At 36.4% G+C, this 12,828-nt stretch carries 12 protein-coding genes and 1 pseudogene; 5 read left to right on the top strand and 8 right to left on the bottom strand.

From position 1 onward, the window contains the following. Positions 1-216: 216 nt before the first annotated feature. The 5 genes and pseudogenes from F0362_RS05295 to F0362_RS05270 all read right to left on the bottom strand — a co-directional run. A pseudogene (locus tag F0362_RS05295) lies at positions 217-483 on the bottom strand (AAA family ATPase); the annotation flags it as partial. A 794-nt stretch (positions 484-1,277) separates the two neighbouring features. Beyond that, a complete protein-coding gene (locus tag F0362_RS05290) occupies positions 1,278-1,607 on the bottom strand; it encodes a hypothetical protein (RefSeq protein WP_000566287.1) in 330 nt (109 codons plus the stop codon). Between the two features lie 585 nt (positions 1,608-2,192). Beyond that, entirely contained in the window at positions 2,193-3,137 is a 945-nt protein-coding gene (gene yhaM, locus F0362_RS05280; RefSeq protein WP_000726648.1) for a 3'-5' exoribonuclease YhaM, read from the bottom strand. A 41-nt stretch (positions 3,138-3,178) separates the two neighbouring features. Continuing rightward, complete coding sequence (locus F0362_RS05275; protein ID WP_097980337.1) at positions 3,179-6,103, bottom strand: ATP-binding protein; 2,925 nt, start codon at positions 6,101-6,103, stop codon at positions 3,179-3,181. Next, positions 6,100-7,341, bottom strand: coding sequence for a metallophosphoesterase family protein (locus tag F0362_RS05270; protein ID WP_000815714.1), 1,242 nt, complete (start codon positions 7,339-7,341; stop codon positions 6,100-6,102). Before F0362_RS05270 ends, F0362_RS05275 begins: the two co-directional genes overlap by 4 nt. Positions 7,342-7,602: 261 nt before the next feature. On the opposite strand from F0362_RS05270, the gene F0362_RS05265 reads away from it, so the two are divergent. Continuing rightward, positions 7,603-7,788, top strand: a complete 186-nt coding sequence (locus tag F0362_RS05265) for a YhzD family protein (protein WP_000539550.1) — start codon at positions 7,603-7,605, stop codon at positions 7,786-7,788. 26 nt (positions 7,789-7,814) lie between these two features. On the opposite strand, the gene F0362_RS05260 is transcribed toward F0362_RS05265, so the two are convergent. Then, positions 7,815-8,177, bottom strand: a complete 363-nt coding sequence (locus tag F0362_RS05260) for a hypothetical protein (RefSeq protein WP_000582774.1) — start codon at positions 8,175-8,177, stop codon at positions 7,815-7,817. 153 nt (positions 8,178-8,330) lie between these two features. Between F0362_RS05260 and F0362_RS05255 the strand changes: the two genes are divergently transcribed. Further along, entirely contained in the window at positions 8,331-8,471 is a 141-nt protein-coding gene (locus F0362_RS05255; RefSeq protein WP_000273535.1) for a YflJ family protein, read from the top strand. A 54-nt stretch (positions 8,472-8,525) separates the two neighbouring features. Here the strand turns inward: F0362_RS05255 and F0362_RS05250 are convergent, their stop codons facing one another. Both F0362_RS05250 and F0362_RS05245 read right to left on the bottom strand, forming a co-directional pair. Beyond that, positions 8,526-8,771 carry a hypothetical protein gene (locus tag F0362_RS05250; RefSeq protein ID WP_000418550.1) on the bottom strand — a complete coding sequence of 82 codons (246 nt, stop codon included), beginning with the start codon at positions 8,769-8,771 and terminating at the stop codon, positions 8,526-8,528. 90 nt (positions 8,772-8,861) lie between these two features. Then, positions 8,862-9,446, bottom strand: a complete 585-nt coding sequence (locus F0362_RS05245; protein ID WP_097927213.1) for a hypothetical protein — start codon at positions 9,444-9,446, stop codon at positions 8,862-8,864. A 215-nt stretch (positions 9,447-9,661) separates the two neighbouring features. On the opposite strand from F0362_RS05245, the gene F0362_RS05240 reads away from it, so the two are divergent. The 3 genes from F0362_RS05240 (at position 9,662) to F0362_RS05230 (ending at position 12,748) form a co-directional block, all read left to right on the top strand. Beyond that, positions 9,662-10,654 carry a zinc-dependent alcohol dehydrogenase family protein gene (locus F0362_RS05240; protein ID WP_001215030.1) on the top strand — a complete coding sequence of 331 codons (993 nt, stop codon included), beginning with the start codon at positions 9,662-9,664 and terminating at the stop codon, positions 10,652-10,654. A 161-nt stretch (positions 10,655-10,815) separates the two neighbouring features. Continuing rightward, positions 10,816-11,496, top strand: coding sequence for a FadR/GntR family transcriptional regulator (locus F0362_RS05235; RefSeq protein ID WP_001024476.1), 681 nt, complete (start codon positions 10,816-10,818; stop codon positions 11,494-11,496). 70 nt (positions 11,497-11,566) lie between these two features. Continuing rightward, positions 11,567-12,748, top strand: a complete 1,182-nt coding sequence (locus F0362_RS05230; protein ID WP_000768277.1) for an MFS transporter — start codon at positions 11,567-11,569, stop codon at positions 12,746-12,748. Positions 12,749-12,828 lie beyond the last annotated feature (80 nt).

Genomic DNA, 12,828 nt, shown 5'->3' with positions numbered 1-12,828 from the left:
CATCACTATCAAGCTAAAGACTCCAGGCTCCCCATGCCCCAAAACAAAAATTTTATCTCACCACAGTTGGTTGTTTATGAGAATTCAGTGTACTTTTGTCGTTTTGGAGAATAATGAAATTCTTAATCTGATGGCGATGAGGAGTTATATTATTTTTCTTCCTACCACAAATGAGAGATACTAACTCAGAGAAGATCTTCTGGTGCATAGCCTACTCGTTTTAAAATCACTTTCTTTCATATCGAAGTATTCTAATCCTACTACATCACCCGGCAACGTATCCGATGTAAATTGAACACGCTAAAAAGCCCCATCAATACTTTTCGCAAGAGTTTTGGCTAATGTTGTTTTCCCTGTTCCTGGTACGTCTTCTAATAAAACATGTCCATTTGCAACTAATGCAATCATCGCTAAATCAATTACTCCTTCCTTTCCTACAATAACCTTTGAAACGTTTTCTTTAATTTTTTCTAATATGTTCATATTCCTTATCTCCTTTATGTTATTTGATTTTTCTGATGTTTTATCACAATAAACATTTCCCATAAACTAGAAAATATAGATTTTGTTAGTGCTATCCCTTATTTTGAAGGGCTGTTCTTTTAAGATCTAATAACTAACGTTCTTGGACTAAAAACACGCGAGGTTCTTGGTTTGAGGACATTATAAAATCCATAAGTTGATGGATGTAGGATATCGCCAGCATTTTTGAAAAAACACGCTAAGAGTATGCAAGTACAGTTTTTCAGCTAATTCAGCAACAAACGAGGACTCTAAAGCCACTCCAGGATAGGAATGTATTAAAAAATGCATAGATCCATAAAACAAAAAAAAGGAAGTTCCCTTGTGAAAATAGGGGTTCCTCCTTGTCCTTGCTACCGATAATAAGACGTTATGTTAACCTTACATGAATATCATATACAACCAAAATTATACAACATATCACTTCCTCTAAATGGTACAATTAGGAAAAAAGGGAGGGAAGTATGAAAAATAAAATACCTCTAATAACATTCATTTTAGCTGCTTTATTTGTAGCTGGAGGTTTTGCGTTCTTCTACTGGATCAAAATATTCCCATTCAACTAAAGAGACCTAACTACCGATAACACTGATTATATGAACGAAAAGCCCCTTGAGAAAATCTGAAGGGGCTTTTCTAGGTTTCTAGATAGATTGACTCCTCATAATGAGACGTTATGTTAACCCCATATGTATAGAATATACAGTTAACTAAAAATGAAAAGTTTACATTTTTTATTGTTTCTTATAAGTGAATTATTTGCATTCCTGTTTATATAATTTAAACGAATAAATAGCTCCAATAAAGAATACAAAAGCTTCAAATAATATAAAGATTTGACGGAAATTCTCAATATCTTTACCAACTAAAGAAATAAATATAGCATTCATTAGAATCTGAATAGTAAACATACGAGAAGTAATTTTTAAATAAATAGCATTTGTTCTTTCATATGGTTTACCAATTTTTTTGTAAATAATAATAAGTGCAATTACTGAACCCAAAAATAGAAGTGCTGTAAGTCCTACAACGATATTGAAATTGCCTGTACTTTCTAACATCCATTTATTTAATAGATCAATCATTATTATCTTCCTTTCCTACATAAGAGAATATTTCGTTCTTCTTTTTCACTATAATAAAAAAAGAAAAAGGAAAACATCGAACTTTCTTACAAACATTCGTGTATTCTTACAGTTTTGTCATTTTGTAAATGTATTCAGCGCCTTGCCTTTCACTATTTTCTTTGGAAAACATAGTGAATTACGAGAAAGAACGCTACAAGATCAACTTCCGAGAACGAGAATTATGTAAATAAGCTGCCCATATGGACAGCTTATTGTATTTTTTCTGAAATGCTGGCGGTACTCCGATCTAGTCGAGGAAAGGCACCTTAGGGTGTCTTTTTTATATAGGGATCCCTCCCACCTTTTAACCAAAATATATGCTAAACAAATTTCAACTCTTATTTTTAGGCCTATTGTACAGGCTGAAGCGATTCTAAGTATCTGCCATATTAAAGTTGATATGCTCCCATTCTAGTGGTGAGATATGTTTTAATCGTTCTTCGTTAACCCCATGCGTACTTCTTAACTATTTCATTTAATTTTTAATACAAAAACAGCCTCACTAAGCTTTTAACGCTTAATGAGGCCATTCTATTTACAATCTTAATTATGGAACGTCGGTTTATAGAATGAACGATTATCAAGTGCGAAGACACGCTCTGTGTATTCACCTGGTTTTGTACGTCCTAATGCGCGGTCCATCATGTTCATTTTTGCATCTAAGTTGTCGATGTAGTGCAGAATTTCTGCTTCTTTTACTAATGGTGGTTTTGGGCTACCCCATTCTGCTTTTCCGTGGTGAGAAAGGACGATGTGCTGCAAGATTAATACTTCTTCTGCATCAATTTGCAATTCGTCTGCTGCTTTCCCAATTTCGTTCACCATGATAGAAATGTGGCCTAGTAAATTTCCTTCTAACGTATACGTTGTAGAAATTGGACCAGATAGCTCAATTACTTTACCAAGATCATGTAAAATAACGCCTGCATATAGTAAGTCTTTATCTAACGATGGGTATAGAGCCGAGATAGCTTTTGCTAAATCTAGCATCGATACAACGTGATAAGCTAGTCCAGATACGAACTCGTGATGATTTTTCGTCGCTGCTGGATATTCTAAAAACTCATTTTGATGCTTATTTAATAAATGTCTTGTTAGACGCTGAATGTTCGGGTTTCTCATTTCAAATATGTATTGCGTAATTTTCTCAACCATATCTTCTTTTTTCACTGGTGCTTTTTCTACGAAGTCCGAAATATCTGTTACTTCATTTTCATTCGCAACTCGAATTTGTTTCACACGTAATTGAATACGTCCTTTATAGTTTAAAATATCTCCAGCTACTTTAACGATTGTTTCTGCTACATATTGTTTCTCAACTTCCGGTGATACATCCCATAGCTTCGCTTCAATATCTCCACTTGGATCTTGTAAAATTACTGTTAAAAACGGCTTTCCATTACTTGCGAGACCTTTTGTCGCTGTTTTAATTAACAAGAAAACATCGACTTGTTCACCAACTTCATATTCTGCAATTTTCTTTTTCATTCGAATTCCTCCACCAAATCAGTTACTTTTAGTATAGCACACTACAACTCATTTTCTTTACGCTTATGCGTTAATTTTATAATCCGTTCTTCTGTGAAATACGTTAACAAATGCGCATGACATGTAAAGAAGATGACTTGTCTATCTTTCGCAATTTCCTTTATTAGTTCAATCGTTCGATTCGTCCTTACCACATCAAAATGCACGAAACTATCGTCAATAATAAATGGATAATCATGCTCAAATGTTTTCGCTAATGCAAATCGTAACGATAAATACAATTGCTCCGCTGTCGCTTGGCTTAGTTCATGACTGTAAAAACGTATACCGTCGTTACGTTCAACAATGAACGGCTCCGCCTCTGACGGTGAAAAGATTTTACTATAGCGCCCGCCCGTTAAATAGACGAAATACTCTTCTGATTTTTGTAAAATACGAGGCAAATGTACCTCATGATAGTATTGCTTCGTTTTCGTTAACACCGTCTTTGCTGCCGCATAAGCAGCCCACCTTTTCACTTGTTCGCGCACTTGCGCTTTTTTCATTTCCCATTCATGCATTAAATCACCGTACGTACTGCCTTCTTCTAAATTCTCAATTTCCATACGATGTTTCGCAATGCGCTCTGTCAGTTCTTTCTCTTTTGCAAGACAGTTTCGCACGACTGTCATTTCTCGCTTTAATTTTTCCTCATAACCTTCAGCTTCATAATGTTCAGCTAATGACAAACTCGTTAAACGCTGCTCTAAAAGCTCAATTTGCGGTAATAAACGCCCCACTTGTTTCTCTGCATCTTCACATTTCTCTGCCAGTTTACCTGCTTCTAAAAACATCTCTTCATCTGTAGCCTCTGCAATATGCCACAAACTATCTCGTTCTACTAGTAGCTGTTTCAATTGCCCTTGCATGAACTCATATTCTTCTTGCCATTCCGTCAACTTCTCTTTTAGTTGCTTACAAGTCTGGCGCTTTTCTTTCTCATTTTGCATACGACTTTGTGCCTCGTGCAGCTTATTATACTCCGCGCTACCGATAACAGTTTCTAGTTTATGTTCAAAGTGCGAAATCATTTCATATAATGAAGATTTCCGCGTGCTTTGTTTCTCTACTTCACGATACAGTTGCTGCATTTTTTCAATCCGCTCAAATGCCGGCAATATGTGTGCATACGTATAAAATTCAGGGAACATATAGCGCGATTTATACGCATCGACTTGTTCTCCTGCGCGGAACGTTTCTCTCTCCCATTCCTCATACGATGAAACGACTTTATCATAAGCTCGTTCCATTTGCTGTAACTTATATGACTCGCGCTCAAATAGCTTACGGATCTCTTCATCTTTTTCTAATTGATAGCGAACGGACATCGCTTCTTCACTTTGTCTTCCGCCAGCACTTTGCTGAAGAGTAAGAAGCTCTTCTTGTAATCCGCTTGATGGATCTTTATATAAAACAAGGGCGAGAACAATCCCTACAAAAACAATGACACTAATAAATAAAAGCTGGCGGTTATCTATAAATAAGCTCGTGAATAAAACACCTGTGTTAATAAGAAGTAACAGAAGACAAACTCTTTGCCACTGCTTTTTCTTTTGCGTAGCCACTCCTACTTTTTCCTCATACTTACGCTTCATTCTATCCGCACCCATACCGATAAACGCCGCGTCTTGGAACGATTTTTCTTTCTCAGCTAATGTAGCACGCTCTTCATCAGCTAACATTTGTTTCTTGATCTGTCTTATATTTTCTTCTTGTTCTTCTAACTGCTCTTGCGCTACTTTGAAGCGATCATCGAGCTGTGCTTTTTGCGTTTCTAATTCGCGCGCTTTTTGCACTGTTTGTGTAATTAGCTCTTTCGTTGCCAAACTCATATCAAACGAAAGAACTGTTTCTTTTTCAAAAGTAGCACCAATTTGTTGCTCTAATTCTGCTATTTCTTCTTTTATATTCGCAATATTCCCCGTCATATCTCGCATTTCTTGGCGTGCATTTTCATACGACATATGCTGCATGCGAAGTTCTTCTACATAACTTTCTTTTTGTAAAAACTCTTCATCTATTTGAATCGAGGCAATTTCCGATTGCACTGTCTCTATTTTCTTATGGAGCGAATCAACTTGTAATTGAAGCGGCTCCATCTTCGCCTTTATCGCTTCATAGCGCGCCGTTCCGTTTACAGGAAATTGCCTTTTTTCATATTCTAACACTTTCTCATGCGCATGCTTTTCAATAACGAGAGGCTCAAGCGCTGCTAATATTTCATAATCTTGCTTTCGCTTTTCCGCGTTCTCCTTCTCCGCACGAACAGAGGCAAGCTTCTCTTCATCCTCTTTTAACTGCTCGACCTGTTTTTCATACGTGCCAATTTTCCCTTGCCACTCTTTCATCTTCTCTTCAAGCTTCTTCATCTCTTGCAGTGACATATTAATCTCTGGCTTACGACCACTCGGCTTAAAGCGCTGATCCATTTCTTTCTCTAGCTTTTTATCGAGCTGTAATAACGCATCGCTTCCAACTGCGCTTGCCGAAAATAAATAATTTCCGATATCCGCTTCACCAAGCTGATGAATATTTTGCAACCCATGCATATCAAAAGAAAAAACAGATTCAAATAAACTTTCATTCATCCCGCTTAATATATCGTGTAAAATTTCCTCGCCGCCCGTTTTTCCATCTTCAAAATAAATGGTCACCTCTCCAGCTGCCGTCTTTGGTAATCGTTCAATTTTCAAACGGCCGTACTTCTCTGTTTGTACAGTAACTGCACCACCATACTTCCCGCCTTCTTTCGGCTCATAACGGCGCTGTCCTCTCGTCGGAAAACCGAACAGAATACTTTTCATAAATGAGCGAATTGTCGATTTCCCCGCTTCATTTTCACCGTACAACACCGTCAGCATCGACAGATCCATTTCCACATTTTCTAATTTTCCGTATCCATAAATATGGAGTTTTTCCATTCTCATTTCTTATCCCTCTCTTGCTGGAATAATTGTTCTAAAATAATATTTTCCGCTTCCTTTTGAATCTCTTTCTTCTCTTCTTCTGTAAAAGATTCAATACTATTACGCGCTACAGGAGATGTCCAAATGGTGCGCAACACGCCGTCCATATTTGTGAAAGCTTCTAACTCTTTCAGTACACTACCGACAAAATGATTTTCTTCTTTCAAACGCTCTATTTCTGCAAAAGAAACCGTCTCATTTTTCCATTTCATCGCATATACGAAATCTTTTCGCTCTTCTCCAGATGCTAAAATATGAAAAATCTCTTCCACGCGCTTTTCGTCACGCAAATAAGGAGAAAGCGGCCCTTGTCCTGTAAATACGACAGTTAGTAGCGTCCCTCCCTCTTCTCTTCGGCACTCATTCATCGCAGTAGATATGCTCGTCATAATTTCATCAACAGTTTCAAGTCCATCAATATTCACTTCTATTTCATCCCATACAACATCTGCCGTATGGAAAAATGAGCAATGCGTTCCTTGTTTCGTAAGTTCAATAAGGTACGCACCCTTTTCCCCTGTCTCTTTACGATGACGCCCTTGTATATTACCTGAATAAATAATGTACGGCTCTTCTGATAAAATTTCACGTTTATGTATATGGCCAAGAGCCCAATAGTCAAACTGCTTTTCTTTCAGCTCACGAATTTGAAACGGTGCGTAGCGATTATGCTCTGCATCTCCTTCCACACTTCCGTGAAGCATGCCAATATGAAAAGGCGCATCACTCATTTTCGTAAACTGCGCTGTCATATTATCCGTTACTGCTTGCTGCAAATAACTAAATCCGTAAATAGAAGCTAACAGTTCACCATTTTTATAAAATGATTTCTCTTCTACATAAGGCTCCGTAAACACATGAACATTTTCCGGAAACTCAATCGCTGCCCAGCTTCCTCCTAAATGATCATGGTTACCGTGAATAATAAAAACAGGGATATCGTACTGCGAAAGTCTCTTCATTTGCTCACGCACAAACACTTGCGCCCGCAAACTTCGCGTCTCCGCATCATACAAATCCCCGGCTAGTAATACGAAATCAACGCGCTCTTGAATCGCTTTATCAATAATACGTTCGAACGATTCAAACGTACTTTGCTTCATTCTCTCCCAAACAGACTGCGGTACATTCATTTCCATCCCTTTAAACGGACTATCCAAATGCAAATCAGCCGCATGTATAAACTTCACTTGTTTCACAAATAACGATCCTTTCTATATTTCAAAAGTTTCATTTTATCCCGTACTAACGGGCAATAGGCAAGGAAGGCAATCTGAAAGTTAACTGCCCTTAAATACCCGATTGGTTCCACTAATAATAAGCAGGGGATGAAAAACTCCCCTGCTTATTAAAGTGTCACTTTATTGTAACATGCAATGTCATATATTTCTTTGCATATTCTAGTGATTTATGCCAAAATAGTTATAAGATTCTGATTTTAATTTTTGGAGGGAATTTTCATGGGAGTATACGTTCTAACAGTCTTTGAAAAAGATGGTTCAAAAGCATTGGACGAATCATTTGAGGCGGCAACTGAAAAAGAAGCGAAAGCAAAAGGTGAATCTATTTTACAAGAAAAAGGATTGCACGAAAAAACACATCGCTGCACATCTTCTGCAGGTAAGCTCGTTTTATTCCAGCGCTAAAAAAAGAAGCGTCATCCGCTTCTTTTTCACTCTACTATATCTTCGTCGCACCACGTAAACTCCACATCTAGAATGCGATTACCGATACGTACGCGTTTATTCCATTTACCTGTTTGGATCTGATGTTGCAATTCTGCCTTCATCTTTTCCGTCCAGTTATGAATCGTTTCACTACCGTCGTACGGATATATGCCCGGAAACTCTTCCTGCAGAAGGTGTAAGCTCTCTGCATCAAAATGAAAATGGAAGAAGTAGTTTGCTGTAAGCGATGGTTCTTGTAAACGTAAAAAATGATCATCAATTTGCTTTCTATTTCTATAGAAAGTAAAGATATTCACTTTACCGCTCGTAATTTGGTCAATTTGAATTTCGTGCTTCTCTATAATCACGTCTTGCCCACCTCGTTATATACTACCTTTAGTATATATGTCTTTTGCAACAAAGTTAACCATTTTCGCACGAAATTCATTTCCTTCATTATATTACCTGTACCTCCAAGTACAATCAGAACAAATAAAACAAAGTTGAAGGGGAGCGATCACATGTATTTCGGAAGCAAAGGTTGGTATGTAAAAGAACTTAAAAAATTAGGTATCCGTACTTATGAAGGTAAAAAACTAGAATCTTATCGTACGCATATTTTATCTAGTTTACTTGAGAGAATGAAGAAGGCTTCGGCTTAATAGACAAATAGAAGAAGCTACTTTAAAAGTAGCTTCTTCTATTTGAAAAATCGCTTATCCTTTGTACCAATCATAGCCTAAACGAACAACATTAGCCTCCATATAAGACAATGAATTTTCTCTAAGAAACGTCTCGTAGTTCACAAAATTATTCATCCCAAACCTATCCTTATGTAACCACGTTGCGTCACATTCATCACAAACATATACAACTTTATCAATGTCTTTTATTTCAACTTTACAAACGAGACCATTCCCATCACATCTTGGACAAACAACTTTACCTTTAAATAGCTCCATCTATAATTCCCCCATTACAAACTTTTAAAGCCCTCATTATATAATAGAATTTAAAATTGTTCTTTTTAGGCCATATATTTTATTTTGCGATTATTTTTTGTTTTTTTCTTGAATCTTCTCTACTTCATTTTTTATATCCTCTGATATAGCCACATCAATATTCCCTTTATATTTCTTGTATTCTTGGAATAACATGTTTGCATTTTGATTAAACGTTATCAGAGTTCCACTAGGAGATTCTGTTTGTTCCTTTAAAGATGTAATAATTCCATACATCTTCTTGTATTCATCATAAAGTTCTTTGTACTTATTTGGATTTTCTTTCGCAGCTTCAGATACCGTTTTTAATTGCCCTTCCATATCACTATATATTACAGAAGATTGAGCCACCATTGAATTTAGAGATTTTTTCTTAGCATTTAAAGCTATGTTAAAATTTCGGCGTTCATCAATAGCCTTAGACCAGGACTCTGAATATTGCGGTAAAACAAAATCAGCAACAAATCCCATTAATTCAATATTATTATAAAATTCCGCTGCGTCTTGAACATAGCTAGCTTCACGTTTCTTCTTTTCCTCTGCTTCTTTGGCATTTTTTTGTAATACATTCATACTCACAAGGGCTATCATGATCACAACAATCCCTAAAATTCCCCAGATTATCTTTTTATTCATGCTGACTCCCCCATTTATGTATAATCTTTAAATTATATTGGTAAAAACAAAATAAAAGCACTCGTTCGGGTGCCTTTAACTTTAGTTTTTATTGGGCTAATTCTTCATGTTTACTCCCTCTTTAAAATTTCTATTCCCTTATATATATAACGAAATAAGTAGCCAAGCTAAAAATGCTATAATACATTTGACTACATTAAGGAGGAACCATTATTTTGCGCGGAACATGCATTCAATTTCATAAGTTTGGTAGCCCAAAAGATGTATTACAAGTTGAATATAAAAATATAGAACCAGTAAAAGATAATGAAGTGCTAGTTCGTATGTTAGTTAGACCGATTAATCCATCTGACTTAATTCCTGTAACTGGAGCGTATGCACATAGAATTCCTTTGCCTAACATACCTGGTTATGAAGGTGTTGGTATTGTTGAAGATGTTGGTGCGAGTGTTTCTAGAGACCTTATCGGTAAACGCGTGCTACCTTTACGCGGGGAAGGTACTTGGCAAGAATATGTGAAGACATCAGCTGATTTTGTAGTTCTTATTCCCGATTCAATTGATGATTTTACAGCTGCACAAATGTACATCAACCCATTAACAGCTTGGGTTACGTGTACAGAAACGCTAAACTTAAAACGAGATAACGTTTTATTAGTAAACGCTTGTGGATCCGCTATCGGTCATCTTTTTGCACAGTTATCACAAATTTTAAACTTTCGACTCATTGCAGTGACTAGAAATAGTAAACATACAGAGAAATTACTTCAGCTCGGTGCTGAATATGTAATAGATACTTCCACTGTTCCGCTTTATGAAACCGTTTTGGAGTTAACGAACGGGATAGGCGCAGATGCTGCGATTGATTCTATTGGAGGATCCGATGGAAATGAATTAGCATTTTGTGTACGTCCAAATGGACACTTTTTAACTATCGGTCTTCTATCAGGCGTACAAGTAAACTGGGCCGAAATTGTTACGAAAGCAAAGGTGCATGCTAACATATTTCATTTACGACATTGGAATACAGACGTGTCACCGTATAAATGGCAAGAAACGTTTCGTCACTTAATTCGTTTAGTTGAGGATAAAAAATTACGTTTTATGACAGTACATTCTACGTATGACTTAGCGGATGTGAAAACTGCGGTTGATGTTGTGCAGTCTGCTGAGAAAGCAAAAGGAAAAGTATTTTTGACGAGTTATTAAATGCGGTTGAAGAATTCATTTTGATTGATTTTTTTCAAAATGGATTTTTTTATGCCTTATAAATCTGATTTTAGTATTCCGCTTCAACCACCTAAAAAATAACATTGTCAACAGAACTTAAATTGGTTATTATAAAAGCGAATATAACAGGAGATGAGCAGATGAATATAAATGAAAAGAAATCTTTTTCAAAAGTTTCTCGACGAAAATTAGTCGATGAAGTGTTGGAACGTCTACAAGAAAAAATCTTTTCTGGCGAGTACGAAGTTGGTGATCGCCTCCCTACAGAGCCCCAATTAATGGAAGAGTTAGGTGTAGGGCGTTCGACGCTGCGAGAAAGCATAAAGATATTAGTACATGCTGGTATCTTAGAAGTTCGACAAGGACAAGGTACTCGTATTGTCTCACTAAATACTACGCAAGATTCATTTGAAAAACGATTGCAGGCAGCAAATATTAATCATGTGTATGAAGCACGAAATATGTTAGATAAAGAAGTAGCTATGTTAGCGGCACAGCGCCGAAGCGAAGAGGATCTTTTATACTTAAAAGGACATTTGGATAAAAGAAGAAATGCCCTTCGAGAAGGAAATTATGTAGCTTACATAGATGCAGACATTCAGTTTCATTTAGCAATTGCAACGGCGAGCAAAAACGAAGTTCTACTTGATTTATATCAATCTTTCGTGCCTGCCCTTCGTCATATTTTAAGCCAATTAATATTAAATACAGCTGACTATGAAGATAACTCTGAAATTCATGAAAAATTATTCCAAGCTATATTAAAACAAAATGCCGAAGAGGCTCGAACATACGTTGTTCAAAATTTGGAGCTGAAATAAGCTCCTTATATATTACACTTAAACATCAGATGATATACTCAATAACATCTGATGTTTAAGAGAGGAGAAAATGAAATTGAAACATCAAGAACGAACTTATTTGTATATACTAGCACTATTTTTTACTTCTATTAATTTACGTATCGGAATTACATCTATTTCACCTTTATTAGAAACAATCCGACAAGACTTAAATATAAGCAATTTTTCCGTTAGTTTTTTAACAGCCATTCCTGTTTTTTGTATGGGGACATTCGCCTTACTAACCGGGAAGGTAATTAAAAAATATGGGGCAGAAAAAGCAATTATGGCTTGTCTTATTTTAATTGGCTTTGCAACATGTATGAGAGCTTTTACTTCTTCCATTCTCACCTTATTCACAAGCGCTTTATTTATCGGCATTGGAATTGCACTTGCAGGGCCGTTACTATCAGGTTTTATTAAGGAAAAATTCCCTACGAAAATCGGCTTAATGATTGGAATATATTCAGTAGGTATGGGAACTGGCGCTTCTTTAAGCGCAGGATTAACGCTTCCTTTACAACATGTATTAAAAGGATCTTGGAATATGGCACTCGCTTTTTGGGGTGTACTTACTATTATCGCTATTATATTTTGGTATCCGGTTATGAAACGAAAAAAGAATACGAGCATACAAAATAAAAAGAATAATAATTTACCTTTAAGAAATAAAAAAGCATGGTTGTTCACAATCTTTTTCGGCCTACAATCAGGAATCTTTTATTCCATTACGACTTGGCTAGCACCAGCAAATCAAAGTATGGGTGTCAGTAGCGGACAGGCTGGTACTCTAATAACTGTATTTACAGTTATTCAAATGATATGCAGCTTTTTAATTCCAACATTAGCCGATATTTATAAAAACAGACCACTTTGGTTATTAGGGAGTATATGCTTTGTACTCGCAGGTTTATCGCTTATGATTTACCCACTAACTACACCATGGATCCCTTCTATTTTATTAGGTATCGGGCTCGGCGGCGTATTTCCACTCGCTCTCATGCTACCGCTATACGAAACAAAAACTTCCGAAGATGCGAGTGCATGGACTGCTATGATGCAGTCAGGAGGATACATTATGGGCGGATTCATTCCTGTCTTAGCAGGAATCGCTCGTGACTATTTTAATAGTTATACGCAAATTTTTATTATAATGGCACTTCTAAGCTTAGTTTTGTTCATTTTAACTTTAGTCATGAACAAAACTAAGATAGAAGCGAAAATAGCTTAAATGAAAAGAATGGGCTTTTTCCTAAAGGATCCAGCTCATTCCTTTACTTCTACAAATTGAAAACAAAAAAATCCCCTCAA

Origin of the sequence: Bacillus sp. BS98 (assembly GCF_008432245.1) — a bacterium.
In the GTDB taxonomy this organism is placed as follows: Bacteria; Bacillota; Bacilli; order Bacillales; family Bacillaceae_G; genus Bacillus_A; species Bacillus_A toyonensis.
Note: the sequence above shows the minus strand (reverse complement) of the source record. Positions and strands in the feature narration are given on the sequence as shown.

Coding starts and splice junctions, on each gene's coding strand:
- F0362_RS05235 (WP_001024476.1), top strand. CDS start 10,816: ATGAATATAAATGAAAAGAAATCTTTTTCAAAAGTTTCTCGACGAAAA.
- yhaM (WP_000726648.1), bottom strand. CDS start 3,137: ATGAAAAAGAAAATTGCAGAATATGAAGTTGGTGAACAAGTCGATGTT.
- F0362_RS05265 (WP_000539550.1), top strand. CDS start 7,603: ATGGGAGTATACGTTCTAACAGTCTTTGAAAAAGATGGTTCAAAAGCA.
- F0362_RS05290 (WP_000566287.1), bottom strand. CDS start 1,607: ATGATTGATCTATTAAATAAATGGATGTTAGAAAGTACAGGCAATTTC.
- F0362_RS05245 (WP_097927213.1), bottom strand. CDS start 9,446: ATGAATAAAAAGATAATCTGGGGAATTTTAGGGATTGTTGTGATCATG.
- F0362_RS05255 (WP_000273535.1), top strand. CDS start 8,331: ATGTATTTCGGAAGCAAAGGTTGGTATGTAAAAGAACTTAAAAAATTA.
- F0362_RS05230 (WP_000768277.1), top strand. CDS start 11,567: ATGAAATTGAAACATCAAGAACGAACTTATTTGTATATACTAGCACTA.
- F0362_RS05250 (WP_000418550.1), bottom strand. CDS start 8,771: ATGGAGCTATTTAAAGGTAAAGTTGTTTGTCCAAGATGTGATGGGAAT.
- F0362_RS05275 (WP_097980337.1), bottom strand. CDS start 6,103: ATGAGAATGGAAAAACTCCATATTTATGGATACGGAAAATTAGAAAAT.